The sequence below is a fragment of the Variovorax sp. 22077 genome (assembly GCF_052044195.1).
Classification (GTDB): domain Bacteria; phylum Pseudomonadota; class Gammaproteobacteria; order Burkholderiales; family Burkholderiaceae_C; genus Variovorax; species Variovorax atrisoli.
The window spans coordinates 61,938-88,085 of the sequence record NZ_JBQEQC010000028.1 but is presented as its reverse complement, the minus strand read 5'-3'; the positions used below and the strand labels follow the sequence as shown (position 1 = coordinate 88,085).

Genomic DNA, 26,148 nt, shown 5'->3' with positions numbered 1-26,148 from the left:
AGATCACTGCTGCGAGCCAGGAGCAGACCTCCGGCATCGAGCAGATCAACCAGGCCATTACCCAGATGGACCAGGTCACGCAGCAGAACGCCGCTCTGGTCGAAGAGGCTTCCGCAGCGGCCCAGTCGCTGCAGGAGCAGGCCGGCAGTCTCGTCAAGTCCGTGAGCATCTTCAAGCTCGACGCGAACGCCGTCGCCGCCGTGCGCCCCGGGTTCACGCGCATCACGCCGATCCCCAAGCCGGCCAAGCCCGCGGCGAAGCGGCCGGCCAAGGCCCTGCCGACCCGCAAGGAGCCCGCTGCTTCCCCGCAACTCGCCATGGCCGGTGACGCCAAGGGCGACTGGACCGAATTCTGAAACCACGTAGGAGGAGTCGATGAGTCTGAAGAACCTGAAAATCGGAACCCGCCTGGGCCTCGGCTTCGCGGCCGTGTTGCTCCTGATGGCGGCCATCGCGGCCACCGGCATGATGCGGCTGGCCAGCGTGGGCGCGGCGACCGAGGACATGATGCAGCGCGCGCTGGTCAAGGAGCGCCTGGCCGCCCAGTGGTCCGTGCTGCTGGGGCCGGCGGTCGCCAATTCCTTCGCGATGGTCAAGGCGACGGATCCCAAGGCGGTGGCCTACTTCGAGAAGGCGCGTGCCGACAAGTCCGCGCAGATCAATCCGGTGCAGAAGAAGCTCGAGGAGATGCTGACCTCGCCCGAGGAGAAGAAGCTGTATTCCGCCATCGCCGAACCGCGCAGCGTGGTGCTGACCGTCATCGGCAACATCAACAAGCTCAAGGCCGAAGGCAAGGACGAGGAAGCCGCGGTGATGGCCGATACGCAGTTCGCCTCTGCGCTTGCCGTCTATGAGGAAGCTGTCGCCAAGCTCGCCGCCTTCCAGCGCGAGCGCATCGACGAGCTGGCCAAGGGCATCGATCGGGACCACCAGAGCGGCGAGACGCTCCTGCTGGCGCTTTCGATCGTTGCACTGGTGCTGGGCGCCTTGCTCTCCTGGCGCCTGACCGTGGGCATCGTCCGCCCGCTGGGCCATGCGGTTGAAGTGGCCGAAACGGTGGCGGCGGGCGACCTGAGCGCCAACATCACGGTCGACAGCCGTGACGAGACCGGCAAGCTGATGCACGCGCTGCGCGAGATGAATGCGAGCCTTGCGAAGGTGGTGGGCGAAGTGCGCACCGGCACCGAGACCATCGCGACGGCGTCGGCGCAGATCGCATCGGGCAATCAGGATCTTTCGTCGCGTACGGAAGAGCAGGCGAGTTCGCTCGAGCAGACGGCGGCGTCGATGGAAGAACTGACCTCGACAGTGAAGCAGAACGCGGACAACGCGCGTCAAGCCAACCAGCTGGCCGTATCGGCCTCCGAAGTCGCGGTCAAGGGCGGCAGCGTCGTGTCCCAGGTGGTCGACACCATGGGCTCGATCAATGCGTCGTCCAAGAAGATCGTCGACATCATCGGCGTGATCGATGGCATCGCGTTCCAGACCAACATCCTCGCGCTGAACGCGGCAGTCGAGGCAGCCCGCGCAGGTGAGCAAGGCCGCGGCTTTGCAGTCGTTGCTTCCGAAGTCCGCAGCCTGGCCCAACGCTCCGCTGCAGCAGCCAAGGAGATCAAGACCCTGATCGGCGACTCGGTCGAGAAGGTCGAGGAAGGCAGCAAGCAGGTCGAGGAAGCCGGCCGCACCATGGACGAAATCGTGGGCAGCGTGAAGCGCGTGACCGACATCATGGGCGAGATCACTGCTGCGAGCCAGGAGCAGACCTCCGGCATCGAGCAGATCAACCAGGCCATTACCCAGATGGACCAGGTCACGCAGCAGAACGCCGCTCTGGTCGAAGAGGCTTCAGCAGCGGCCCAGTCGCTGCAGGAGCAGGCCGGCAGCCTCGTGCGCGCGGTCAGCATCTTCAAGCTCGACGCGAACGCCGTCGCCACCGTGCGCCCCGGGTTCACGCGCATCACGCCGATCCCCAAGCCGGCCAAGCCTGCACCGAAGCCGCCCGCCAAGGCGCTGCCCACGCGCAAGCAGCCCGCGGCCGCCCCGCAGCTCGCCATGGCCGGCGACGACAAGGGCGACTGGACCGAGTTCTGACGCGCAGGGCCCTCAACTTTCGGTGGCAGCCGCCGATATAGACAAAGAGGCGCCGGCGCGGCCGGTGCCAATCGACTTACACCTCTCATCGACAGGCAGAGCCATATGTCCGGAAGTTTGTTCTACACGGGTCTCAGCGGCCTCGGCGTCGCCCGCTCGGCGCTGATGACCACGGCCCACAACACGGCCAACGCCTACACCGCCGGCTACAGCCGCCAGGTGTCCGAGATCGCGACCGGCAGTGCCATCGCCAGCGGCTCCGGCTTCATCGGGTCGGGCGCCAACGTCTCGACCATCTCGCGCAGCTACGACCGCTACCTGACGGCGCAGCTCTCCTCGGCGCAATCGGCCTCGGCCGCGCTGGCCACCAACAGCACGCAGATCAACCGCATCGATACGCTGCTGGCCGACAAGACCTCGGGCATCGCACCGCTGATGCAGAGCTTCTTCACCAGCATCCAGGGCGTGGCCAACACGCCGGCCGACCCGGCCGCGCGCCAGCAGATGATCAGCTCGGCGCAGGCGCTGGCCAACAAGTTCCGCGCGACCGACCAGTACCTGTCGGACCTGAACTCCTCGGTCAACGAGCAGATCGTCGGCAGCGTCGACCAGATCAACACCTACGCGAGCAAGATCGCCAGCCTCAACCAGCAGATCAGCCAGATCAGCGCCATGGCCGGCGGCCAGCCGCCCAACGACCTGCTCGACCAGCGCGACCAGCTCGTGAGCCAGCTGAGCCAGGTGGTCGACGTGAAGGTGCTGCAGCAGGACAACGGCAAGTACAACGTGTTCATCGCCACCGGCCAGTCGCTGGTGGTGGGCGACTACGCCTCCACGATGGCCGCGGTGAACTCCGCCGCCGACCCGACACGCAAGGCCGTGGCCCTGCAGGGCTTTGCCGGCAACACGGCCGAGCTGCCCGACGGCGCCATCACCGGCGGCGTGCTCGGCGGCCTGCTGTCCTTCCGCAACGAAACGCTCATCCCCACGCAGAACGCCATCGGCCGCCTCGCAATGTCGGTGTCCGACACGGTGAATGCGCAGCACAAGCTGGGCGTGGACCTGAACGGCGCCCTGGGCAAGGACTTCTTCACGCAGTCGGTGCCGGGCGCGATCTCCAACAGCAGGAACACGGGCAACCTGCAGCTCGACGCGACGCTGTCCGACGCGTCGAAGCTCACGACCAGCGACTACAGCGTGAACGTCACCGACGTGGCCGGCACGCTCACCTACACGGTCACCCGGCTTTCGGACAAGACCTCGATGGGCAGCTTCACGACCTTCCCCATCACCTTCGACGGCGTGAGCCTCTCGGCGGGCAGCGGCACCGCGCAGGCGGGCGACTCTTTCCTGATCCAGCCCACGCGTACCGGCGCACGCGACCTCGACGTGCTGACGCGCGACGCTGCCAAGGTGGCGGCCGCATCGCCCGTCATCACCGGCAAGGCCGCGGGCAACAAGGGCTCCGCCGCGCTGGGCGCGGCCACCGTGGACGCGAGCTATCCCTCGACGCCGCTGGCCGGCACGGTCACGCTGAGCTTCGATGCGGCCTCCGGCAACCTCTCGGGCTTTCCCGCGAGCTCGCCGGTGACGGTCACCCTGGCCGACGGTACCAGCACCACCTATGCGGCCGGTGCGCCCGTGCCCTACACCGCCGGCGCGAAGATGAGCTTCGACGGCATCACCGTCAGCATGACCGGCGCTCCCGCGCAGGGTGACACCTTCACCATCGGCAACAACACGGCCGGCGTTTCCGACGGCAGCAACGCGCTGCTGCTGGGCGCGCTGCAGCGCAAGACCACCATGGCCAACGGCACCGCGACCTTCAACGGCGCGTACTCGCAGATCGTGAGCGACGTGGGCAACCGGGCCATGGCGGTCAAGGTGGCGGCCACCACGCAGGACAGCGTCACCAGCCAGATCAAGGCCAGCCAGCAGGCCATCTCGGGCGTGGTGCAGGACGAGGAAACCGCCAACCTGCTGATGTTCCAGCAGATGTACCAGGCCAACGCGAAGGTGATCCAGACGGCATCGACCATCTTCGACACCATCCTGGGCATCCGGGGCTGAGCCCGCCGGCAGCTTATCCAGGCTCTTCAAAGACAAAGATTCAAGGCAAGGCAGGCACAGCGATGCGCATCAGCTCCCAATCCTTCTACGAACAGAACGTCATGGCCATGGGCCAGCAGCAGCAGCGGCTCTTCAGGGTGCAGCAGCAGTTGTCGACGAACTCCAAGTTCCTCACCGCTGGCGACGACCCGGTGGCCGCGGCCCGCTCGCTGGGAGTCAGCCAGTCGCTGTCGGAGATCTCGCAGTACGCCACCAGCCGCCAGCGCGCGGCGCTGTCGCTGTCCACCGAGGAGAACGCGCTCAACTCGGTGACCTCGATCCTGCAGAACATCAAGACGCTGACGGTGGCCGCAGGCAACGGCACGATCTCGGATGCCGACCGCGCCTCGCTCGCCACCACCATCCAGAGCGCCTACGACCAGCTCGTCGGCGTGGCCAACACCGACGACGGCAACGGGCAGTACCTGTTCGCCGGCTTCAAGAGCGGCTCGCCGCCGTTCGTGGCGACGGCCGGCGGCGGCGTGCAGTACGTGGGCGACCAGGGCCAGCGGCTGATGCAGGTCGACGTGGCGCGCCAGATGCCCACCTCGGACGACGGCCGCACCATCTTCCAGTCGGTGCAGGGCAGCGCGGGCTACGTGGCCTCGGCCGCCGCCGGCAACACCGGCACGGGTGTGTTCAGCCCCGTGAGCGTGACCAACACCACCGACCCCAACTACGGCAAGGACTTCACCATCACCTTCAACGCCACCGACTACACGGTGACGACGAAGGACACGCCCCCCGTGGTCGCGGCCACGGGCCCGATCTCGCCGAACACGCCGATCTCCTTCGGCGGCGTTCAGATCAAGTTCACCGGCACGCCGGCCGCGGGCGACAGCTACGATGTCTCCACCGCGAAGAACGCCGGCACCGACGTGTTCGCGGCCATCGGCGAGCTGGTGACCGCACTGCGCACGCCGCTGGCCGGCGGCGGCGCGGCCGCGCAGGCCAAGCTGCAGAACGCGTTGAGCACCGCCAACGCCAAGGTGACGAACGCGCACGACAATGTGCTCACCGTGCTGTCGTCGGTCGGCTCGCGCCAGAGCGAGATCGACGCGCTGGACTCGGGCGGCGCGGCGCGCAAGCTGCAGGAGGACGCGTACCGGTCGTCCATCGAGGACCTCGACCCGTACAGCGCGATCGCCGAGTTCTACCAGCGCCAGACGTCGCTGCAGGCGACGCAGATGACCTTCGCCAAGCTCAACAGCATCTCGCTGTTCAACTACCTGTAGCGCATCGGGAGGGCCACCGCTGACCCGGCCTGGCGGCTTTCGATCAAACAAGGAGAGCTGCCGGAACGCCGCGGCCGGCGGCGTGAACGCGTGCCGCGCGCGGTACAGGCGCAGGCACGAGGAGTAGATGGATGTCCGCGACGGCGCGGGCAGCATGACGCGAAAACCTGGGAGCACGAGCGTGTGGGAATTCGTTCTTTCCGCGTGGAAGGCCGAGCTGGTCAACTATCCCATTCTGCTGATGCAGTCGGCGGCGATGCTGGGCGTCTTCAGCCTGGTGCTGATGCTGTCGAAGACGTCGGAAGCGGTGCTGCACACGCGCGCCAGCTTCTACGGCTGGACGATGGGCCTGACCGGCTTCGTGCTGCTTGCGATGGCGTTCCAGCTGATGAATCTGCCGTCCAAGCCGTACATCGGCTCCGACCTGCTCTTCATGGCCGGCCTGCTGGGCGGCTGGCGCGGCGGGGGCATCTGCTGGGCGCTTCTCGTGGGCGGCAGGTTCCTCTTCGGAGGAGCGCACCAGGCACCCGCGTTCTTGCTCGACATGTCCATGCTGGTCCTCGGCGGCATCGTCATGCACTACCGCATCGGCCACAAGCCGATCACCTCCTTCGACTGGCGCGACGTGCGCAACGCATGGCTGGTGCGGGTGGCGTTCTCCATGCTCGCCACCGGGCTGATCCACGTCTTCGCGCTGGTTCCTGCGCACGTCAATGCGCGCGTCTTCGCGCTTCGCATCCTCGGCTGCACACTGTCGCTGCTGATCATCGGCTGCATGCTTGCCCTGCTGCGCAGGGACGCGAGGGAACGCGAGTCGCACGCCCGCGCGCTGGCCATGTCGCGCACCAACCTGCTGACGGGGCTGCCGAACCGGCTTGCGCTCGGTGAATTCCTCGAGGAGCTGCTGGTGATCGACGCCAGGCAGCACGTGCTGATGACCTTCCAGGTCGCGAACCTCAAGGAGATGGTCCGCGCGCTCGGCCACGACTGGACGGACCATTTCTGGGGGCAGCTTTCCTCCAACCTCACCCGGGGCCAGGCGGGACGGACGCTCGAAGCCTTCAACCCGCGCAGCTACCAGCTCAGCGATCTTTCGCTGACCGTGGTGCTGCAGGGCGCGTCGCTGGAATGGATGGAGCAGGAGCAGATGGCGCCGAGGGTGCAGGCGGAAGTGGTGGCGACGCTGCGCAACACCCACGTCGCCTACATGCAGCTGCAGCTGCGCATCGGCGTCTCGAACGTGCGGATGGAGACGCACGTCAATGTCGCCTCGATCCTGCGCGATCTGAGCCTCGCGCTGCACAGCAACGAGCAGATGGTGCGCTACTTCCATTCGTCGTTCGCGGACCAGTCCGAAAAGGACGAAGACGTGCGCCGCCAGCTGATCGACTGGATCCATACGGCGAACCCGCCGATGCAGTACCAGCCCAAGTTCCACCTGATGACGCGCCACGTGTGCGGGGCCGAGGCGCTGCTGCGGGCGCAGTCGGTGAAGCAGCAGCCGCTGGCGCCGCCCTACGTGATCGAGATCGCGACCCGCCACCAGCTGCTGTCGCAGTTCGAGTGGTGCACCCTGGAGGTGGTCGCGCGCGACATCAAGCGCTGCCTCGCTGCCGGCTACCCGATACCGCTGGCCGTCAACATCTCCGCGACCACGCTGACGCTGCCGCGCTTCGGCGATCGCGTGCTGGCCTTCCTCGACCTTCTGAGCGTGCCGCCGCGGCTTCTGTTCATCGAGATCACCGAAAGCGGGCACGTGCCCGACGTGGAAACGGTGCGCGCCAACATCGTCGTGCTGCAGCGCGCGGGTGTGGGCCTCTCGCTCGACGATTTCGGCACCGGCTATTCGGCCTTGACTACGCTGGCGACCATCCCGTTCACGGAGGTGAAGATCGACCACAGCATGATTGCGCGTATCGATCAGCCGCGTATGCGAGAGGCCGTCGCGCTCGCACTGGAGAGTGCGACACGCTACAACGCCACGCTCGTCGCGGAGGGTGTGGAAACCGAAGCCCAGTCGGCGCTTCTGTTGGAGATGGGCGTGCTCTATGGCCAGGGCTATCTCTTCTCGAAGGCGATTTCGATGGACAAGCTGATCCACATGACCCGTCGCAAAGGTGCGTTCTGTGCGGATGGAACGCTCCGGAGCCCCAAGCCGGCAGGACTCTGAGGCTAAGTGCCGGCTCTTTCGCACGGCCTCCGGACCGCTTGAACGGCGAGAACCAAAATGTTGCAGGTCTCCGATCATGATCATTTGCTACCCATCCGTCGAAGAGCGGGCCCGGCTTGAAGACTTTCTTCGGCTCATCAAGCCGATCTCCGTGGGCGTCCAGGCGCTCGGGTTGCTGTCTTGGGGCGTGGCATGGTGGCTCGCTGACCCGGGCTATCGATACGTGGCCTGGCACCTGGTGCTGCTCGCATGCTGCGTTGCGCTCTGCATCGCCGGAAGCTGTGCGACACGGTTCCTGTCGCTCTTCTCGATCGTTTCCGTCTGGCTGTTGTGCCTGGGTTTTTCGATGCTCATGGAAAAGAGCCCCGATCGCGCAGTGTGGGCAATCTCCATGAGCGTGATGGTCTCGGTGGTGAGCGCGCCGCTCTTTTCCCGGTTGAGCCTGCTGGCGCTCGCGAGTTCGGGGGCGTGGCTGATCATGGGACGAGGCGAATGGGTAGGCACTCCCCATGGCCTGGACGCCGGCTGGACCTTGCTGATGCCCTGCGGGACCATCATGATGGGTCTGCTGATGAACATCATCTTCACGACCCTGCATCGCGAGAGCCTGCGGTTGCGGCAGGAGCTCGAACAGCTTGCCTACAAGGACATGCTCACGGGCATGGCCAACCGCCGCAAGCTGCTGGCCGACGCCCGGCAACTCCACGAGCAAGGGCAGATCGGGGACGGATGCTTCCTGATGATCGACGTCGACGACTTCAAGAAGATCAACGACGACTTCGGGCATGCGGCCGGCGACCTGGCGCTGCAGCGCGTCGCGGCGGTGCTCAGGGAGGTCGCGCTCGACAATGTCTCCGGCAGGCTCGGCGGCGAGGAGTTCGGCATATTGCTTAAGGGTGGCGGCACGGCGCATGCGCAGTCGATGGCGGAGCGCATCATCGACCAGGTGCGCGGCATCCGCATCGAGGGCCGCCTCGTCACGGTCAGCGTGGGCATCTCCGGCGTGGGCCGCCATCGTGCTGCGTCCGAGCTGATGCGCGAAGCCGACGTGGCGCTGTACGAGGCGAAGCGCATGGGCAAGAACAGGTTCGCGCTGCACGGCGCGGCTTGACCCGCCGGCGGTGCGGGCGGGCATGCCGTCAACTCCATAATGCGTCGCCTCCAACGGAACCCGAAGCTGAAACCTCATCCCGCATGACAACTTCCCAAGACCTGACCCCTCTGCTCCTCGACGCCCTCGGCAAGCGCATCGACGATCCGGCTGCCGTCCGTCTGGCCGAAGCCCTCGGCAAGAAGCCGTTCAAGAACGCGACGCCGAGCAACAGCCCCGACATCGTCAATCGCAAGCTCGGCATCGAGGTCGGCACCAGCATGAATCTCAGCACTCGCTCGCATTTCCCGCCGCGCAAGGAGGGGCGCACCTGGGTGACCTGGGTCTCCCATGCCTTCGTCTATCCCAACTTCCGCGGCTCGCTGCCTGGCGGGTTCGACTGGAAGATGGATGACGCGGCGCTCAGCTCGCGCTTCATCCGGCGCGTCGAAGGCATGGTCGAGGAAGTGCGCTTCACGCTGCCGCCGCCGCGCGAAGGCCTTCGTGCCAAGGTCACGGTCGATTCGGACGGACTGCCGGAGGTCCTGCTGCTGGGCGTCGCGGAGGAGGAGACCTACGCGACCATGTACCCCGACAGCAAGCCCGAGCATTCGGTGGAGGACGCCTTCTTCGCAAGCTGGTGCGCATTGAACGGCATCCTGCGGGAAGACCGCCTTGCTGCCGGACGGCTCGATGCGCTGCGCCAGCGGGAGCTGTCACCCCTGGACTTCCTGTCTTCCGGCCTCGACGGACTGCTCTGCGAAAACGACGTGCGCCCGGAGCATGCGGCGTTCTGCCATGCCTACATGAACCGTCTGATGCAGCCGGGGGAGGCATCCGCTCTTCCCGACACGGAAGAGATATTCGGCGACAGCAACAACTGGCGCAAGCCGGGCGAAGCGATGACGCAGGACACCTGGGACAACTACGACCGCATCGCGCCGCGCTATGCGCAAAGGCTGGCCCAATGGGGCCGGGGCGAGATCCGCTCCAAGGTCGACTGGCCGGACCAGCCGGCTGCATCGGCCTGAGCCGGGGATGTGCCCGGGCTCCTGCGCTGACCCCCTCAGGGCCGCAGGCCCTGCGTGAAGCGCAGCATGCCCGCGATGCCTTGCGCGAACCGCGGCTCCAGGAAGGCGCCGAGGTTCGGCATCAGCAGCTGCAGCATGAAGATGCCCGCCAGCAGCGTCAGCGGAAAGCCCACCGCGAAGATGCTGAACTGCGGCGATGCGCGGTTCAGGATGCCCATGGCCAGGTTCAACGTGAGCAGCGCGGTGATGAGCGGCAGCGACAGCATCAGCCCGCTCGCGAAGATCTCGGCGCCGCCGAGCACCAGGTACATCCATCCGCCGGAAGCCAGCGGCGCATCGGCCACGGGCAGGGTCTGGAAGCTCTCGGACAGCGCGTTCACCATCAGCAGGTGTCCGTCGAGCGCCAGGAAGATCAGCATCGCGAGCATGTTCAGCAGCCGCGCCACCACCATGGTGCTGCCATGGCTCATCGGATCGAAGAAGGAGGCGAAGGACAGGCCCATCTGCAGCCCGATGTATTCGCCGGCCGCCAGCACCGCTGCAAACACCAGCCGCATGCTGAAGCCCATGGCCGCGCCGACCAGCACCTGCTGCACGATGATCCAGACGCCGCCCGCGGACACCACCGGCACGGCGGGCATCGGGCCTATGGCGGGAGAGACGACGAGCGCGAGCATCGCCGCCACGGCCACCTTCACCTGGCGCGGCACCCAGGGCTCTCCGAACACCGGCGCGGTGCTCACCAGCGCCAGCATGCGCACGAAGGGCCAGAGGAAGGCGACGATCCAGCCTTCGAGCTGCGCCGAGGTGACCGAGATGATCGACGGCGTCACGTCGCGAGCGGCCCTTCAGGCCAGCAGCTGCGGGATGCTGGCGAACAGGGCGCGCATGTAGTCCAGCATGCGGTCGAGCATCCACGGCCCCGCGATCACGAAGGTCGCGAACACCGCGAGCAGCTTCGGGATGAAGGAGAGCGTGGCCTCGTTGATCTGCGTGGCGGCCTGGAAGATGCTCACGATGAGGCCGATGATCAGCGCCACCAGCAGCAGCGGCGCGCCGATCAGCAGCGAGATCTCCATGGCCCGGTGGCCCATGGTCATGACGGATTCGGGGGTCATCTCTGCAAGGGCCCTATAGATAGAAGCTCTGCGCCAGCGCGCCGATCAGCAGCTGCCAGCCGTCGGCCAGCACGAAGAGCATCAGCTTGAAGGGCAGCGCGATGGAAGCCGGCGGCACCATCATCATGCCCATGGACATCAGCACGCTCGCCACCACCAGGTCGATGATGAGGAAGGGGATGAAGATGGTGAAGCCGATCTGGAACGCCGTCTTCAGCTCGCTGATGACGAAGGAGGGCAGCAGGATGCGCAGCGGCACGTCTTCGGGGCCCTGCATCTCGGGCACCTTGGCCAGCCGCGCGAAGAGCGCGAGGTCGCTCTCGCGGGTCTGCTTGAGCATGAAGGTCTTGAAGGGCGCGATGCCGCGCTCCATCGCCGCCTCGGCGCTGATCCTGTTCTCCGAGAAGGGCTTGTAGGCATCGCTGTAGGCCTTGTCGAGCACCGGGGCCATCACGAAGAAGGTGAGGAAGAGCGACAGGCCCACCAGGATCTGGTTGGGCGGCGAGGTCTGCGTGCCGATGGCGGTGCGCAGCAGGCCCAGCACGATGAGGATGCGCGTGAAGCTGGTCATCGACAGCAGCAGCGCGGGCAGGAAGGTGAGCGAGGTCAGCAGCACCATGGTCTGCACGCTCAGCGACCAGGTCTGGCTGCCGCCGGGGCCGGGCGTGCTGGTGATGCCGGGGAGGCCCTGGGTCCATGCGGCTGCGGGCACCAGGGCGGCGGCGAACAGCAGCAGCGCGGCGCGCAGGCCGCGGCGCAATGCGGGTCGGGTCATGGGGCGGGATGTTGCTGCTGCTGGCGCGGCGGCTGCGCCTTGCCGGTGAGCGATTCGCGCAGCTTGCGGGCGAAGAGTTCGACGGGCGTCGCGATGCCCGCGGGCAACGAGGCCGTCGCGCTGCCCTGGGGCTGCGCCTGTGCCTGGGCCGGCAGCGTGTGCAGGGTGTTGACCTGGTGCGGCGTGACGCCCAGCACCAGCCAGGTGTCGGCCACCTCGACCACCACCACGCGCTCGCGCTGGCCAACGGCCGCGCTCGACACCACCTTCACGAGGTGGCCGCCGCCCAGCCGCTGCAGGCCGAAGCGGCGCGCGAGCCAGGCGCACAGGAAGATCAGGCCCACCACCATCGCCATGCCGAAGCCCGCCTGCAGCAGGCCCGAGGCGCCGACGGCGGCCGGCGCCACCTCGTGGACCGGCGTGGACACGGTGGGAAGGCTCATGCGCGTGCGAGCTTCTGCATGCGCTCGGAGGGGGTGACGATGTCGGTCAGGCGGATGCCGTACTTCTCGTTCACCACCACCACCTCGCCCTGCGCGATGAGATAGCCGTTGATCAGCACGTCCAGCGGCTGTCCGGCCAGCCCGTCGAGCTCCACCACCGAGCCCTGCGAGAGCTGCAGCAGGTTCTTGATGGTGATGCGCGTGCGGCCGATCTCGGCGGTGAGCTGCACCGGCACGTCGAGCACGCGCGCGATGTCCACCGCGTTGGCGCCGCTGCCGGCCGCGAGAGGCGCCGCGGCGGGCGCGTCCTGGATAGGCTGGAAGACCTGCGCGGCGGCGGGGGCCACGGCAGGGGCTGCTGCGGCGGTGGCGGCCGTCTGCTCGGCCAGCGCGCTGGCCCAGTCGTCCGCGTCGCTGCCGGCGGAGGAGGTGTTGTCAGTCATGTTCGTTCTTCAGGTCGCTGTCTTGATGGGTGATCATGTTCTGCACGCGCAGTGCATAGCGTTCGTTGGAGATGCCGTAGCCGCACTCCATCACCGGCACGCCGCCCACCTTGGCGACGACCGTCTCCGGCAGCTCGATGGGGATCACGTCGCCGGCGCGCAGCTTCATCACCTCGCCGATGGTCGAGGGCATGCTCACGAAGTCGGCCACCAGCTCCACGTCGGCGGCCTGCATCTGGCGCGACATCTGCGTGACCCAGCGCTTGTCGACCTCGACCTCGTCCTGAATCGGGTTGGACAGCAGGTCGCGGATCGGCTCGATCATCGAGTAGGGCAGGCACACGTGCAGGAATCCGCCCACGGGGCCGAACTCGATCTGCAGCGTGGTGTTGATCACCACTTCGTTGGGCGCGACGATGTTGGCGAGCTTGCCGTGCATCTCGGCGCGCACGTAGTCGAAGTTCAGCGGGAACACCGGCTGCCAGGCGTCGCCGTAGCACTGCAGCGACAGGTCGAGCAGCCGCTTGATGATGCGCTGCTCGGTGCGGGTGAAGTCGCGGCCTTCCACGCGCACGTGGTAGCGCCCGTCGCTGCCGAAGAGGTTGTCCACCACGAGGAACACCAGCTTCGGGTCGAACACGAAGAGGGCCGTGCCGCGCAGCGGCTTCATGTGGATCATGTTGATGTTCGCCGGCACCGGCAGGTGCCGCACGAACTCGCCGAACTGCTGGATCTGCACCGGCCCCACCGAGATGTCGGGGCTGCGCCGCATGAAGTTCAGCAGCGCGCTGCGCAGGCCGCGCGCGAAGCGGTCGTTGATGACCTCCAGCGTGTGCATGCGGTTGCGCACCACGCGGTCGGGCGCGCCGAGGTCGTAGGCGGGCAGCCCGTCCTTCGGCGGTGGAGGAGGGGGCGCCTGGTCGACGTCGCCGGTGACGCCTTGCAGAAGCGCATCGACCTCGTCCTGCGAGAGCACCTGTTCATACGCCATGGATCGCTAGCCGTCCGGAGGATGGTGTCGTGGTGCTCACTGCACGACGAAGATGTTGAACGAGACGCTGGAGACGCCCAGCTCGGGCGTCTGGGGCGTCAGCGGGGCGTTCAGCGCGCTGCGGATCTCCTCCGCCAGCTTGGCTTTCTGCTCCGGGGTGACCAGCGACTCGGGCGCGCGGTTCGACAGCTGCACCAGCAGCCGGCTGCGCAGCTCGGGCATGAACTCGACGATCCGCGCCTTCGCCTGCTCGTCGCGCACGCGCAGCGCCATGCCGATCTGCAGGAAGCGGCTGCGGCCCTCGGACTGCAGGTTCACCGTCAGCGGGTCCAGCATGACGAAGATGGGTTTCTCGGGAACCGGCGGCTTGGCCGTTTCCGTGGCGGCGGCGCCGGTGAAGCGTGGCAGCAGGAAATACGCGGCGGCGCCGGCCGCTGCGAGAACGCCGACGGCCAGCACGAGTCCGATCAGCAGCTTCGACGAGCGGCGCGGGGCCGGCAGCGTGGCGGTGGCCGGTGCGGCATTTGCGACAGATGTTGGGGGAGCCATGGTGAAACGGTTTTTCTTGTCCGGTCTATTCTTTTCGAAGTCCCTCGCTGACGAACGGCCGAACAAGCGCACAAAGGCGTTTCATATCCGTTCATTGCGATGCGCCGTTCGAGGCGGCGGCATCGCCGGGCGGGGCGTAGATGTGTTGCTGCGTGCCTTGCTGCCTCAGGCGAAGGTGTCCACGCCGGAGCGTGAGGCGGCAGCGGCGGTGGCGCGCGCGGCGGCGATGGGGGCGGCCTGCGCATCGGCTGCAGGGCGACCGGCGCCGGGGTAGGTGGAGCCGGCCTGCTGCCGCGCCGCGTTCTGCTGCTGGCCTTGCTGCTGCTGCGCGAAGGCGGCGTCGTTGCCGTTGGGCTGGCGCGCCTCCGCACCCACCGAAGCCTGGCCGAGCGTGATGCCCTGCTCCGACAGCGAATTGCGCAGCTGCGGCAGCGCGGCCTCGACGGCCTTGCGCACGCTTTCATGCGCCGAGACGAACATCGCCTGCGCCTGGTTGTCGCCCATCGACAGCGTGACCTTCAGCGGGCCGAGGCCGGCCGGGTTCAGGTTGAGCTCGGCCGTGTGGTGCCCGCTGGCGCTCATGCGCAGCAACTGCTGGCCCAGGGCCGGCGCCCATTTGTCGCTGCCGACTTCGGGTGCGATGGTGTGGGTCGTGGGGCGTGCGGCTGCCGCGGCGTCGCCCGCGCGCTCCGATGAGGAGGCGGCTGCCTGCGCAACCGGCTGCTGCAACGCGACCGGATCGACGGCAGCCTGGGTGTCCACGCCATCGACCGGCGCGGCCGACGGGCTTGCGGCGACGGCGGACTGGGCGGCCTGCGCACCGGCTGCTACCGCGGGCTGGGCCGCTGCGGCCAACTGCTCGGCGGTGGCGGAACCCGCCGGGGCGCGCGATGCGGCGCCGCGGCCGGCCGCGGCGGCGCCCACCGGCGGTCCCGCAGGAGCGGAAACCGGCTTCGCGAACCCGACCGACATCGTCTGCGCGGCGATGGCGGCGCGGGCGGTCTCGTGCAGGGATGCGGCGGGCTCGGCGTCCGCCGGCATCGGCGCAGCAGCCTGCGCGGCAGCCGCGGAAGGCTTCTGTGCCGCGGCTTCCTTCGCGGCCTTGGATGCCGCTGCCGCAGCTGCGTCGGCGGGGTCCTGTGCATCGGCGGCAGTGGCGGTGGCGGCCGTGGTCGCTCCGGCCTTGGCCGAAAGCGCCTGCAAGGCCGGGTCCAGCGCGACATCGACCGCGGCGGCGTCGGCTGCAGCTGTCTTCGCGAGCCCGTCCGCCGGACCGTCGCCCGCAGCCTGCGCCGCCGAGCGGCCCGCCAGCGTCAGCGCGTGCAGCGGCGAATTCGGCTGGCCGAGGAAGGCAAGGTTCGGGTCGGCGAGCGTGGCGTCTTCCTTCTTCGTGTCGTCGTCAGCGCCGGGTTTGCGCCCCGCCTTGCGATCGGCGGCGGCCACGGCCGTGGAGCCGTCCTTCGCGGCCGCGTCGGCACGGGTTTCGCCGTTCGAGCGCGAGCGCTCCAGCGCCGCGCCGAAGCTGAGTCCCTGCGCATCGTCGGTGCCGCGACCGCGCGAGGCGGCCGGCGCGGCTGCCGGCTGTGCGGCGGCATTCGTCGTGACGAGGGGCATGATCATGGAAGGCATGTCGGTTCCTGCGTGCGGGCTGTTTTTCTCAAAGGGTCGGGTGCGAGGCGCGGTCGAAGAACTTGCGCGCCGCGCGTTCGTCGCTGTCGCGCTGCTCGCGCTTGGCCTCCGCCATCATTTCCTGCATGCGCACGCGCTCGGCCAGCGTGTCGAAGGAGCTCAGGCGGCGGCGCTGCTGCTGCCAGTCGTCGCGGCCGTGGTCCAGCCGGGTGCCGGTCTGGGCGGCGATGGCGCGCTGCTGCTCGATGGCGTTGTCCAGCGTGCCGAGGAAGTTGCGGTAGTTGCGCCACTGCGAGGAGGGCAGGCCGTCGCGCATCAGGGCGTCGAGCTGCTCGTGGTAGTCCTGCCGGTACTGCAGCAGCAGGTCGAGCTTCTGGCTGGCGTCGAGGTGCGCGTTCTGCAGCGCGCCGAGGCGCCGCGCGGCGTCGTCGGTCTGCGTGTGCGCCAGGTCGATCAGCATGCCGAGAGGGAGCTTGCGTGTCATCTTGTGCTTCTTTGCGGAGTGGTTGTGCGCGGCTCGCCCTCGAAGAGGCTTTCCAGGCGGGCGATGGATTCGGCGTAGTCCGTGCGCTCGTCCATCGACTGCTGCAGGAAGCCTTCGATGCGCGGGTACATCGCGATCGCCTGGTCCAGCTGCAGGTCGTGGCCCGGCGCGTAGGCGCCCACGCTGATGAGGTCGCGGTTGCGCTGGTAGCGCGAGAGCATCTGCTTGAAGCGGCGCACCGTGTCGAACTGCGACGAGGGGATCAGCGCCGTCATCGCGCGGCTGATCGAGGCCTCGATGTCGATGGCGGGGTAGTGCCCGGCCTCGGCCAGCGTGCGCGAGAGCACCACGTGGCCGTCGAGGATCGCGCGCGCCGAGTCGGCGATCGGGTCCTGCTGGTCGTCGCCCTCGGAGAGCACGGTGTAGAAGGCGGTGATGGAGCCGCCGCGCCCGTTCGCGTCGCGCGCGCCGTTGCCCGCGCGCTCCACCAGCGCCGGCAGCTTGGCGAACACCGAGGGCGGATAGCCCTTGGTGGCGGGCGGCTCGCCCACGGCCAGCGCGATCTCGCGCTGCGCCATCGCGTAGCGGGTGAGCGAGTCCATGATGAGCAGCACGTCCTTGCCGCGGTCGCGGAAGTACTCGGCCAGGCAGGTCGCGTAGGCCGCGCCCTGCAGGCGCAGCAGCGGCGAGTTGTCGGCCGGCGCCGCCACCACCACCGCACGGGCCAGGCCCTCTTCGCCCAGCGTGTTCTCGATGAAGTCCTTCACCTCGCGGCCGCGTTCGCCGATCAGGCCGACCACGATGACCTCCGCGCTCGTGTAGCGCGCCATCATGCCCAGCAGCACGCTCTTGCCCACGCCCGATCCGGCGAACAGGCCCATGCGCTGGCCGCGGCCCACGGTGAGCATGCCGTTGATGGCGCGCACGCCCACGTCGAGCACCGAGTCGATGGGCGCGCGCGTCAGCGGGTTCACGGGCGGCGAGCTCAGCGGCACCTTGCGGGCCATGTCGAGCGGGCCCAGCCCGTCGAGCGGCCGGCCGGCCGCATCGACCACGCGGCCGAGCATGCCCTCGCCGACGGGCAGGCGCTTGGTGTGGACGTTGCCGCCGCCGACGGTTCCGGCCGCATCGGGCTCCGGCGCGCCGGGCCGCGCGTAGACGCGCGCACCGGGCAGCAGGCCCGCCACTTCGGTCTGGGACATGAGGAAGAGCCGGTCGCCCGCGAAGCCGACCACTTCGGCTTCGGCATGGCGCTGCGGATGGCCCGGCGGCAGCTCGATCAGGCAGTCGCTGCCCACGGGCAGCTGCAGGCCCACGGCCTCGAGCACCAGGCCCACGGCGCGCGTGAGCCGGCCCGAGGCGATGGTGGTCTCGCAGCCGGCGACCTTGGCGCGCGCCTTTTCGAGCGCGGCGCGCACCGACTGCAGGTGGGGGTTGGGGGCGGCGGCCTGCATGGCGGCGTTCACCGGACTTCGGGCCTGCCGTCGGCTTCGCCATCGAGGGCGGCCGCTACGCGCTTCCAGCGCGTTTCGAGCGTGCCGTCGAGCTCACCGGTGGCCGATTGCACACGGCAGCCGCCGCGGGTGATGGTGTCGTCGGCGCGCATCTGCCAGCCGGCGGCCTCGATCTCTTCGCCGAGGCTGCTTCTGACCAGCGCCACGTCGTCGGGGTGCAGCAGAAGGCGCGGCTCGCCGCGCAGGGCCGGCTCGGTGTTGAGCAGGTCGCGCACCACGGGCAGCACCCATTCGGGCTCGGCCTTGAGCGTGCGGTGCACCACCTGGCGCGCCACGTCGAGCGCAAGCGCGAGCACCGTCTGCGAAAGCTCCTCTTCCGCGCGGCGCAGCGCATCGGGCAGCGAGCGGGCCAGCGCGCGCAGGCGCTCGGCATGTGCAGTCGCAGCCGCGAGACCCGTGGCCAGGCCTTCGGTGTGGCCAACCTTGCGGCCTTCGGCAAGACCAGCGGCGCGGCCCTCGGCCTCGCCGTCCATGCGCGCTTCCCTGCGGATGCGCGCGAGGTCGGCCAGGTCGACCTTGGGGGCGGGCGGCGGCGACGGTGGCGGCGCGGTGTTGCGGCGCTCGGCGTTCCTGCGGGCCGCGGGCGTCGACATGGAGGCACGCGGGCTGCCGTCGATGGTGCCCATCTCCCAGCGCTCCCACGCCGACAGCGCGGGCGGAGCCGCAGGCGTGCGCCCGGTGCGCGGCCCGCCGGCTGCCTGGCGCGCGGCGGCGTGGATGGCGGCGAGCCGCTCGCGCGAGTCGCCGAACTCGCCGGAGCCGCCGAAATTGCCGTTGGAATCAGACGAATTCATCGGTGCCAGGCGTCGCGATCACGATTTCGCCGGCCTCCGCCAGGCGGCGGGCGACCTGCAGGATGGCCTTCTGCTCGGTCTCGACCTGCGACACGCGCACAGGTCCGCGCAGCTCCATGTCCTCGCGCAGCGTCTCGGCGGCGCGCTGCGACATGTTGTTGAGGAACTTGTCGCGCAGCTCCATCGGCGCGCCCTTGAGCGCGATGATGAGCGAGTCGCTCTCGATGTCCTTGAGCAGGCGCTGGATGCTGCGGTCTTCCAGGCCAAGAAGGTTCTCGAACACGAACATCTCGTCGACGATGCGCTGCGCCAGCGCCTCGTCCTGCTCTCGCACGTGGGCGATGGCTTCTTCCTCCACGCTGGTGCTCATGAGGTTGACGATCTCGGCCGCGGTGCGCACGCCGCCCAGGCGGCTGCGGCGCAGGCCCTGGCCGGCGAGCATCTCGGTGAGCACGTCGGTCAGCTCGTTGAGCGCCGAGGGCTGCACGCCGCCGAAGGTGGCCACGCGCATGATCACGTCGTGGCGCAGGCGCGCGGGCAGCTTCTCGAGTACCTCGGAGGCCTTCATGCGGTCCAGGTGCACCAGCAGCGTCGCGAGGATCTGCGGGTGCTCGTCGCGGATGAGCTCGGCCACCTCGCCGGCCTCGAGCTCGTTGAGGCGCTCGATGCCGCCGCGCGGCTCGTCGGGCTGCAGGATGTCCTCGAGCAGGTTGCTGGCGCGGTCCTCGCCCAGCGCCTTGCGCAGCACCGCGCGGATGTAGCTGGTCGAGCCCAGGTGCAGCGCCGAGAGCTGCTCGGTCTCCTGGCGGAACTCGGACAGCACCTCGGCCAGCTCCTCCTTGGAGACGGAGGTGAGCTTCGACATCGCGAGGCCGAGCGCCTGCACCTCGGAGGTGGGCAACTGGTGCAGCGCGGCCGCGGCGCGGTCCTCGCCCAGCGCCATCAGCAGGATGGCGCTCTTGCGGATTCCCTGTTCGCTACTCATCGTTGTTCATCCAGTGCTGGATCAGCGCCGCGACCACCTTCGGGTCCTTGTCGGCGATCTGGTGGGCGTATTCCATGTCGGCCTTGCGGCGGTTGGCCTCGCGTTCGCGCAGGCTCTCCTCGGCGGCCGCGGCGCTCTCGTTCGGCTCTGCCGCGGCCACCGGGGCATCGGCCAGCGGCGCGACGGGGACGGGTGCCGGCGCAGGCGCCAGGTGCTTGCGCATCAGCGGACGCAGCACCGCGAACCAGGCGAAGAGTGCGAGCAGCGCGTACAGCAGGTACTGGCCGGCGGTCTTGGCGAGCTCGATGTTCTCGCGGTCGCGCCAGTACGGCACCTCGGGCGCGGGGGCGCTGTCGGCGTCGCGGGCGAAGGCGCTGTTCACCACGTTGAGCGAGTCGCCGCGGTCCTGGCTGAAGCCCATCGCTTCCTTCGCGAGGTTGCGGATCTGCTCCAGCTCGGCCGGCGTCAGTGCGCGGCTCGTCGCCTTGCCGCCCGCGTCGACGGCGTCGCGGTTGTTCACCACGACGGCGACCGACAGCCGCTTCACGCCGCCGGCAGCCTGCTGCACGTGGCGGATGGTGCGGTCGAGCTCGTAGTTGGTGGTGGTGTCCTTGCGCGTGCTGCTCGGGCCGGTGGAGGCCGTCGAGGCGGTCGAGGCGGTGGACGTGCCTGGGGCTCCCGGTGCGCCGGGCGTTCCCGGCGCCGGCGGCGTGCCGGGGGCGTTGGGCGCCCTGGGGCCGGTGATCGGCGCGGTCGGGTTCACCGGCGGCTGGTTCGACAGCGCGCCGGGCACGCCGCCGGGCTGCCCGCCGCCGTTCTGTGCCGACTCGCTGCTCTGCTGGCTGCGCACGGCGGCCTGCGAGGGGTCCTGGTTGGGCTTGAATTTCTCGTCGGTGTGCTCGACCACCGAGAAGTCGATGTCCGCCGCCACCTGCGCGCGCACGTTGTTCGCGCCCACGATCGGCTGCAGGATCGCCTCGATGCGGCGGATGTAGCCCTGTTCGATCTCCTGCGCGTACTTGAGCTGGCTCACGTCCAGCCCGCGGTCGGTGCCGCGCGCGGAGGAAAGCAGGTTGCCGCGCTGGTCGACCACGGTCACGCTCTTGGCGTCGAGGTCGGGCACGCTGCTGGAGACCATGTGGACGATGGCGCTGACCTGGCCTTCGTCGATGCTGCGCCCGCGCGCCAGCGCGAGCACCACCGAGGCCGAGGGCTTCTTCTGGTCGCGCACGAAGAGAGAGGGCTTGGGCAGCGCCAGGTGAACCCGGGCCGACTCGATGGCGCCGATGGATTCGATGGAGCGTGCCAGCTCGCCCTCGAGCCCGCGCTGGTAGTTGACCTGCTCGGCGAACTGGCTGGTGCCGAACTTCTGGTTGTCCATCAGTTCGAAGCCCACGCCGCCGGCCTTGGGCAGTCCCTGTGCCGCGAGCTTCAGGCGCGTCTCGGCCACCTTGTCCCCCGCGATCAGGATCGCGCCGCCGCCGTCTGCGAACTTGTAGGGCACGTTCATCTGCTGCAGCGACGCGATGATCGCGCCGCCGTCGCGGTCCGACACGTTGGTGTAGAGCACCTTGTATTCGGGGCCGCGGCTCCACAGCATGAAGGCCGCCGCGGCGGCCACCAGGGCTGCGCCGCCGATGATCAGCGGCAGCCTCGGCTGCGCGCGAAGGCGTTCGAGCAGGGGCGGCTGGCCGTCGCCGGCCTGGGGCAGCGCACCCGCGGGCGCAGCCGTGCTCATGGATGCACCCTCGTCGCGGCCATCGCCATGGTGAGAGAGGAATTTCGGTTTAGAGATTTCATTCCGGGTGGCCGGTGATGTCGTCCGCGGCCTGTTCGTTTCGCGGACGATTGTCAGCAGTCACCCGGAATTCGAATGGCCGAACAGCCGGGGTTTTTGCCCTCAGTTGCGCGCTTGAATCGGGGTCTTCCCTTGATACGCTGCGAGCCAGCCGGAGGGCCTTGCACCCTCCATGTCAAGTCACCCGTAAGTGTTCGGGCCAAGCCCGGGCAGAGACAGATCCAGGAAGAGGGAATCCCATGTCTATCAGTGCCATCGAGTCCGTCCTGCAGCAGATGCGCGCGACCGCGATCCAGACCGGCATCGCGCCGGCCGCGAGCGCCCCCGCCGAGGCCGGCGGCTTCGCCGCCGAACTCAAGCGCTCGCTCGCGAACATCAGCGGCGCCCAGCAGCAGGCCTATGCCCAGGCCGAGTCGTTCGAGCTCGGCAAGCCCGGCGTCGCGCTGAACGACGTGATGGTCGACATGCAGAAGGCGAACGTCGCTTTCCAGACCGGTCTGCAGGTGCGCAACCGGCTCGTGACCGCCTACCAGGAAGTGATGAACCTGCAGGCTTGATCGATGAAAGGGTGATGTGGCGGGGGCCATGCAACTTTTTCGTGCATGCCCCTAAAGGTTCTCGGGGGTCCGCCGATAACCAAGTCAACGATGGCTTGAGTCTCTAAGTGGAAGCGGGTCCAGCGTTACGGCCGAAAGCCGGAGTCCACAACCTTTTTTCATCAATCAGGAGTCGAACATGGCGCAAGTCATCAATACGAACAGCCTCTCCCTGCTCACGCAGAACAACCTGAACAAGTCGCAGTCGGCGCTGAACAGCGCCATCGAGCGACTGTCTTCGGGCATGCGCATCAACAGCGCCAAGGACGATGCCGCCGGCCAGGCCATCGCCAACCGCTTCACGGCCAACATCAAGGGCCTGACGCAAGCCACCCGCAACGCCAACGACGGCATCTCGATCGCCCAGACGACGGAAGGCGCCCTGACCGAAGTCAACAACAACCTGCAGCGCATCCGCGAACTGTCGGTGCAGGCCGCCACGGGCACGAACTCGGCCAGCGACCTGGACTCGATCCAGGCTGAAATCGGCCAGCGCCTGGACGAAATCAACCGCGTGTCGGAGCAGACCCAGTTCAACGGCGTGAAGGTCCTGTCGGCCGATGCCGGCAAGCTGACCGTGCAAGTCGGCGCGAACGATGGCGAAACCATCGACATCGACCTGCAGGAAATCAGCGCCAAGACCCTGGGTCTGGACGGCTTCAACATCAACAACGCCGGCTCCAAGAACAAGACCGCCACGGCTTCCGACCTGCTGATCGCCGGTTTCGCCGCAGGCGCGACCACCAACGGCAGCACGACCTACACCCGCACGCTGACCGCTGCCGCCAACGGCGCAACGGCCAACGACGTGCTGGCCAAGATGCAGGATGGCGGCACCGTCTCCATCACCGGCGCCGCGACCTACACGTACAGCGCCGCGACGAAGAGCTACACCGCTGCCGAAGCCGCCCGCACGCAAGCCAACACGCTCGCCTCGCTGACCCCGGCCGCCGGCACCAGCGTGACCGCCACGGTTCAGCTGGGTTCGCGTTCGACGACCGTCAAGATCGACAGCAACGGCACCCTGACCGACGCTGCTGACGGCTCGGCGCTGTTCCTGGACAGCAGCAACAACCTGACCAAGACCGGCTCGGGTACGACGGTTGCCGCCACGCTGACGAACCTGCTCGACTCGACGAACGGCATGACGACCGCCGGCGACTCGATCACGATCGCCTCTACCGGTGCCAAGTACACCGTCAACGCCACCGGCGCTGCTGCTGGTGCCAACGCCTTCACGGTGGCCAACGAAGCAGCTTCGGCCGACGCCGTTGCCGCCAAGATCAACGCGGGTGCGGGTTCCATCGACATCGACGGCGCTGGCGCGACCGTTGCCTACGCAGTGGCAGCCGCCGGCGGTGCCGTGACCGGCGCATACATGGGTGCGAGCGGCCTGACGACCACGGCTCTGGAAACGGTGCGACTGAACTCCAACGGCGTCGTGACCGATTCGCAAGGCAGCACCGTCTACGCCGACTCCACCAAGCCCGGCAAGCTGACGACCAACGCCGTGAGCGACGCCAAGTCGACGGTCGATCCCCTGAAGGCGCTCGACGCCGCACTGTCGAAGGTCGACAAGCTGCGCAGCTCGCTGGGTGCGGTGCAGAACCGTTTCGACTCGGTGATCGCCAACCTCGGCACCACGGTGACCAACCTGTCCTCGTCGCGCTCGCGCATCCAGGACGCCGACTACGCGGTCGAAGTGTCGAACATGACGCGCGCCCAGATCCTGCAGCAAGCCGGTACCTCGGTGCTGTCGCAGGCCAACCAGACCACGCAAGGCGTTCTGTCGCTCCTGCGTTGATCGAAAGGAACTGAGCAGACGGAGAAAAGCCGGGGCCCTCCCCTGGGATGGGGTCCGGCCAACGCAGGCCCCGGCGCGAGCCGGGAGCCTGCGCTGCTCCCTGCGGCCATGCCCGTGCGGGCGAGGCCGCAGAGAACAGCGAAACCAGCACAGCAAGGTGGAAATGATGTTGAACCCCGTGTCGGCGAACCCCGTGAAGGACAACCAGTGGACGCAGCTGCTCGTCGGCGGCGCCGCGGGCGTGGCTTCTGCCGTCGCCGCCACGGCCGAGAAGGACGACGCGAAGGAGTCCGCGACGCCGGTCCAGGTCGAGCAGGCGGTGCGCCAGGTGAACGAGTCGCTCGCGCTGCGCGAGGTGGGCCTGCAGTTCGAGGTCGACAAGGAGACCGACATGGTCATCGTCAAGGTCGTGGACCGCGCCAGCGGCGAGGTCATTCGCCAGATTCCCAACGAGGAAGTCGTTCGCATCGCGAAGCTGATGAACGGCGGCAACGGACTGCTCGTGGACCACGCGGCCTGAGCCCGCATCGGGCTCGAATCCAGCAACCACATCGATACGAATTCAAGAAGGCATAGAAATGGCAACGATCAGCAGCCTGGGCGTCGGCTCCAACCTGAACCTCGCGGACCTGCTCTCGAAGCTCCAGGACGCCGAGAGCCAGCCCCTGGTGGCGCTGCAGAACAAGGCCAAGAGCTACACGAGCAAACTGTCGGCGTACGGCACGATCCAGAGCGCGCTCGCGACGCTGCAGGCTGCCGCCAAGAAGCTGGGAGACCCGACGCTGTTCCAGAGCGTGACCGGCACGCCCACGGTCAGCGGCATACTTTCCGCGTCCGCCACCGACGCCAGCGCGGCCGGCAACTACACCATCGACGTGTCGCAGCTCGCGCAGGCGCAGACGGTTGTCAGCGCAGGCCAGGTCGATTCAAAGACGGCTATCGGCAACGGCAAGATCACCATCGACTTCGGCGCCGTCACGGGCGGAACCTTCGACGCCGCGACGGGCAAGTACAGCGGCTCCACCTTCACCGCGGATGCGAGCCAGCCCGCCAAGTCGATCACCATCGACCCGACCAACAATACGCTGGAAGGCATCCGCAACGCGATCAATGGAGCGAACGCGGGCGTCACGGCCAGCATCGTGAACGACGGCAGCGGCACGCCCAATCGCCTGGTACTGACTTCCACGCAGACCGGCGAGAAGTCGAGCATGCGGATCTCGGTCGATGGCGACGCGTCGCTGCAGAACCTGTTGAACAACGATCCGGCGGGCACGCAGAACCTGAAGCAGACGGCGGCGGCGCAGAACGCGAAGCTCAACGTGAACGGCATCGACATCACGAGCGCCACCAACACCGTGAAGGAAGCCATCCAGGGCGCCACGCTGACGCTGGTGAGCACCGGCAAGACGGGCCTGTCGATGAAGGAGAACACGGCCAGCGCGAAGACGGCGATCAACGATTTCGTGAAGGCCTACAACAGCCTGCAGAGCACCGCCAAGACGCTGACTGCCTACGACGCCGACACCAAGACCGCCGCCGCGCTGGTGGGGGACAACACGCTGCGTACCCTGCAGACGCGCATCCGCCAGGCGATCATCACGCCGCAGGCCGGCGGAGCGAACGACATGAAGGTGCTCACCGAGATCGGCGTGTCCTTCCAGAGGGACGGCACCCTGGCCGTGGATTCCGACAAGCTCGACAAGGCGCTCGCCAACAACCTGAAGGGCGTGGCGAACCTTTTCTCCAGCGCCACCGGCAGCACGGCCGGCTACGGCAAGCAGATCGACGCGCTGGTGGACGACGTGACCAAGGGCGCCCTGAAGGTGGCCAGCGACGGCGTGACCGCCACCATCAAGAAGCTCGACACGCAGTACGACGCGATGCAGGTGCGCGTGGACGCCACGGTCGACCGCTATCGCAAGCAGTTCAACCAGCTCGACGTGCTGATCAACACACTGAACAACACCAAGACATACCTCACGCAGCAGTTCGACGCGATGTCGAAGCAGTCCAAGTAGGACGCACGACACGCAGAACCTGGAGTAGCAGCCGATGTACACCCCCCACAACATGCGCACCGGTGCCGGCGCCTATGCACGCCTCGGCGTGGAAACCAGCGTGATGAGCGCGTCGCCGCACCAGCTCATCACGATGCTGTTCGACGGCGCGAAGACGGCGATCGGCATGGCGCGCCACCACATGGCAGCCGGCGAGACGCAAGCCAAGGGCAATGCGATCTCCAAGGCCATCGGCATCGTGGACAACGGCCTGAAGGCCGCGCTCGACGCCGATGCGGCCGGCGAGGCCGGGGCCGAGCTGGTGGGCAACCTGTCGGCGCTGTACGACTACGTCGTGCAGCAGCTGTTCCGCGCCAACCTGCACAACGACGTGCGGGCCCTGGACGAGGCCGACCGGCTCCTCGAGAACATCGCTTCCGCCTGGCAGGAGATCGGCGACCGGGCTCGTGGCTGAAATGCAACCACAAGAGAAACAGGA

At 68.1% G+C, this 26,148-nt stretch carries 24 protein-coding genes and 1 pseudogene; 12 read left to right on the top strand and 13 right to left on the bottom strand.

The features are described 5' to 3' along the window. From ACTJLF_RS30115 to ACTJLF_RS30085, 7 genes and pseudogenes are all read left to right on the top strand, one after another. Positions 1–356, top strand: a pseudogene (locus ACTJLF_RS30115) (methyl-accepting chemotaxis protein); the annotation flags it as partial. A gap of 19 nt (positions 357–375) precedes the next feature. Further along, a complete protein-coding gene (locus ACTJLF_RS30110) occupies positions 376–2,091 on the top strand; it encodes a methyl-accepting chemotaxis protein (RefSeq protein WP_440884507.1) in 1,716 nt (571 codons plus the stop codon). 105 nt (positions 2,092–2,196) lie between these two features. Beyond that, entirely contained in the window at positions 2,197–4,161 is a 1,965-nt protein-coding gene (gene flgK, locus ACTJLF_RS30105) for a flagellar hook-associated protein FlgK (RefSeq protein ID WP_132753843.1), read from the top strand. Between the two features lie 62 nt (positions 4,162–4,223). Further along, positions 4,224–5,435 carry a flagellar hook-associated protein FlgL gene (flgL, locus tag ACTJLF_RS30100; RefSeq protein WP_440884506.1) on the top strand — a complete coding sequence of 404 codons (1,212 nt, stop codon included), beginning with the start codon at positions 4,224–4,226 and terminating at the stop codon, positions 5,433–5,435. 127 nt (positions 5,436–5,562) lie between these two features. Continuing rightward, on the top strand, positions 5,563–7,605 hold the full coding sequence (locus tag ACTJLF_RS30095) for an EAL domain-containing protein (protein WP_440884505.1): 2,043 nt from the start codon (positions 5,563–5,565) through the stop codon (positions 7,603–7,605). Continuing rightward, positions 7,568–8,716, top strand: coding sequence for a GGDEF domain-containing protein (locus tag ACTJLF_RS30090; protein WP_440884504.1), 1,149 nt, complete (start codon positions 7,568–7,570; stop codon positions 8,714–8,716). The genes ACTJLF_RS30095 and ACTJLF_RS30090 overlap by 38 nt, the downstream gene beginning before the upstream one ends. 83 nt (positions 8,717–8,799) lie before the next feature. Then, a complete protein-coding gene (locus ACTJLF_RS30085) occupies positions 8,800–9,726 on the top strand; it encodes a DUF7832 domain-containing protein (protein WP_440884503.1) in 927 nt (308 codons plus the stop codon). A gap of 35 nt (positions 9,727–9,761) precedes the next feature. Here the strand turns inward: ACTJLF_RS30085 and fliR are convergent, their stop codons facing one another. The 13 genes from fliR to fliF form a co-directional block, all read right to left on the bottom strand. Continuing rightward, a complete protein-coding gene (gene fliR / locus ACTJLF_RS30080; RefSeq protein ID WP_026346774.1) occupies positions 9,762–10,547 on the bottom strand; it encodes a flagellar biosynthetic protein FliR in 786 nt (261 codons plus the stop codon). Between the two features lie 27 nt (positions 10,548–10,574). Then, positions 10,575–10,844 (bottom strand): flagellar biosynthesis protein FliQ, encoded by a 270-nt coding sequence (gene fliQ, locus ACTJLF_RS30075; protein ID WP_019657921.1) that lies wholly within the window; start codon positions 10,842–10,844, stop codon positions 10,575–10,577. A gap of 13 nt (positions 10,845–10,857) precedes the next feature. After that, a complete protein-coding gene (fliP, locus tag ACTJLF_RS30070; RefSeq protein WP_354412570.1) occupies positions 10,858–11,619 on the bottom strand; it encodes a flagellar type III secretion system pore protein FliP in 762 nt (253 codons plus the stop codon). Then, the gene (fliO, locus tag ACTJLF_RS30065) at positions 11,616–12,062 is read right to left on the bottom strand and encodes a flagellar biosynthetic protein FliO (RefSeq protein ID WP_019657919.1); all 447 of its coding nucleotides are present in this window, start codon (positions 12,060–12,062) and stop codon (positions 11,616–11,618) included. Before fliO ends, fliP begins: the two co-directional genes overlap by 4 nt. Beyond that, positions 12,059–12,505, bottom strand: coding sequence for a flagellar motor switch protein FliN (fliN, locus tag ACTJLF_RS30060; RefSeq protein WP_019657918.1), 447 nt, complete (start codon positions 12,503–12,505; stop codon positions 12,059–12,061). Before fliN ends, fliO begins: the two co-directional genes overlap by 4 nt. Beyond that, positions 12,498–13,496 (bottom strand): flagellar motor switch protein FliM, encoded by a 999-nt coding sequence (fliM, locus tag ACTJLF_RS30055; protein WP_019657917.1) that lies wholly within the window; start codon positions 13,494–13,496, stop codon positions 12,498–12,500. The genes fliN and fliM overlap by 8 nt, the downstream gene beginning before the upstream one ends. Positions 13,497–13,532: 36 nt before the next feature. After that, the gene (gene fliL / locus ACTJLF_RS30050; protein WP_019657916.1) at positions 13,533–14,045 is read right to left on the bottom strand and encodes a flagellar basal body-associated protein FliL; all 513 of its coding nucleotides are present in this window, start codon (positions 14,043–14,045) and stop codon (positions 13,533–13,535) included. Between the two features lie 165 nt (positions 14,046–14,210). Next, complete coding sequence (locus ACTJLF_RS30045) at positions 14,211–15,674, bottom strand: flagellar hook-length control protein FliK (RefSeq protein ID WP_440884502.1); 1,464 nt, start codon at positions 15,672–15,674, stop codon at positions 14,211–14,213. A 28-nt stretch (positions 15,675–15,702) separates the two neighbouring features. Continuing rightward, complete coding sequence (gene fliJ, locus ACTJLF_RS30040) at positions 15,703–16,158, bottom strand: flagellar export protein FliJ (RefSeq protein WP_019657914.1); 456 nt, start codon at positions 16,156–16,158, stop codon at positions 15,703–15,705. Further along, the gene (fliI, locus tag ACTJLF_RS30035; protein ID WP_038116407.1) at positions 16,155–17,612 is read right to left on the bottom strand and encodes a flagellar protein export ATPase FliI; all 1,458 of its coding nucleotides are present in this window, start codon (positions 17,610–17,612) and stop codon (positions 16,155–16,157) included. Before fliI ends, fliJ begins: the two co-directional genes overlap by 4 nt. Before the next feature lie 8 nt (positions 17,613–17,620). Beyond that, positions 17,621–18,466 carry a flagellar assembly protein FliH gene (fliH, locus tag ACTJLF_RS30030; protein ID WP_440884501.1) on the bottom strand — a complete coding sequence of 282 codons (846 nt, stop codon included), beginning with the start codon at positions 18,464–18,466 and terminating at the stop codon, positions 17,621–17,623. Continuing rightward, complete coding sequence (fliG, locus tag ACTJLF_RS30025) at positions 18,453–19,451, bottom strand: flagellar motor switch protein FliG (RefSeq protein WP_019657911.1); 999 nt, start codon at positions 19,449–19,451, stop codon at positions 18,453–18,455. The genes fliH and fliG overlap by 14 nt, the downstream gene beginning before the upstream one ends. Continuing rightward, positions 19,444–21,189 (bottom strand): flagellar basal-body MS-ring/collar protein FliF, encoded by a 1,746-nt coding sequence (fliF, locus tag ACTJLF_RS30020; RefSeq protein ID WP_126183180.1) that lies wholly within the window; start codon positions 21,187–21,189, stop codon positions 19,444–19,446. The genes fliG and fliF overlap by 8 nt, the downstream gene beginning before the upstream one ends. 299 nt (positions 21,190–21,488) lie before the next feature. Here fliF and fliE point away from each other — a divergent pair, with 299 nt between their 5' ends. The 5 genes from fliE to fliS all read left to right on the top strand — a co-directional run bounded on the left by fliE (position 21,489) and on the right by fliS (position 26,124). Next, complete coding sequence (gene fliE / locus ACTJLF_RS30015) at positions 21,489–21,806, top strand: flagellar hook-basal body complex protein FliE (RefSeq protein WP_019657909.1); 318 nt, start codon at positions 21,489–21,491, stop codon at positions 21,804–21,806. A 178-nt stretch (positions 21,807–21,984) separates the two neighbouring features. Next, positions 21,985–23,649, top strand: coding sequence for a flagellin (locus tag ACTJLF_RS30010; RefSeq protein ID WP_019657908.1), 1,665 nt, complete (start codon positions 21,985–21,987; stop codon positions 23,647–23,649). Between the two features lie 163 nt (positions 23,650–23,812). Then, the gene (locus tag ACTJLF_RS30005; RefSeq protein WP_132799392.1) at positions 23,813–24,169 is read left to right on the top strand and encodes a flagellar protein FlaG; all 357 of its coding nucleotides are present in this window, start codon (positions 23,813–23,815) and stop codon (positions 24,167–24,169) included. A 58-nt stretch (positions 24,170–24,227) separates the two neighbouring features. After that, positions 24,228–25,670 carry a flagellar filament capping protein FliD gene (gene fliD, locus ACTJLF_RS30000; protein ID WP_440884500.1) on the top strand — a complete coding sequence of 481 codons (1,443 nt, stop codon included), beginning with the start codon at positions 24,228–24,230 and terminating at the stop codon, positions 25,668–25,670. Between the two features lie 34 nt (positions 25,671–25,704). Continuing rightward, positions 25,705–26,124: a flagellar export chaperone FliS gene (gene fliS, locus ACTJLF_RS29995; RefSeq protein WP_440884499.1), complete on the top strand. Its 420-nt coding sequence runs from the start codon at positions 25,705–25,707 to the stop codon at positions 26,122–26,124. Positions 26,125–26,148 lie beyond the last annotated feature (24 nt).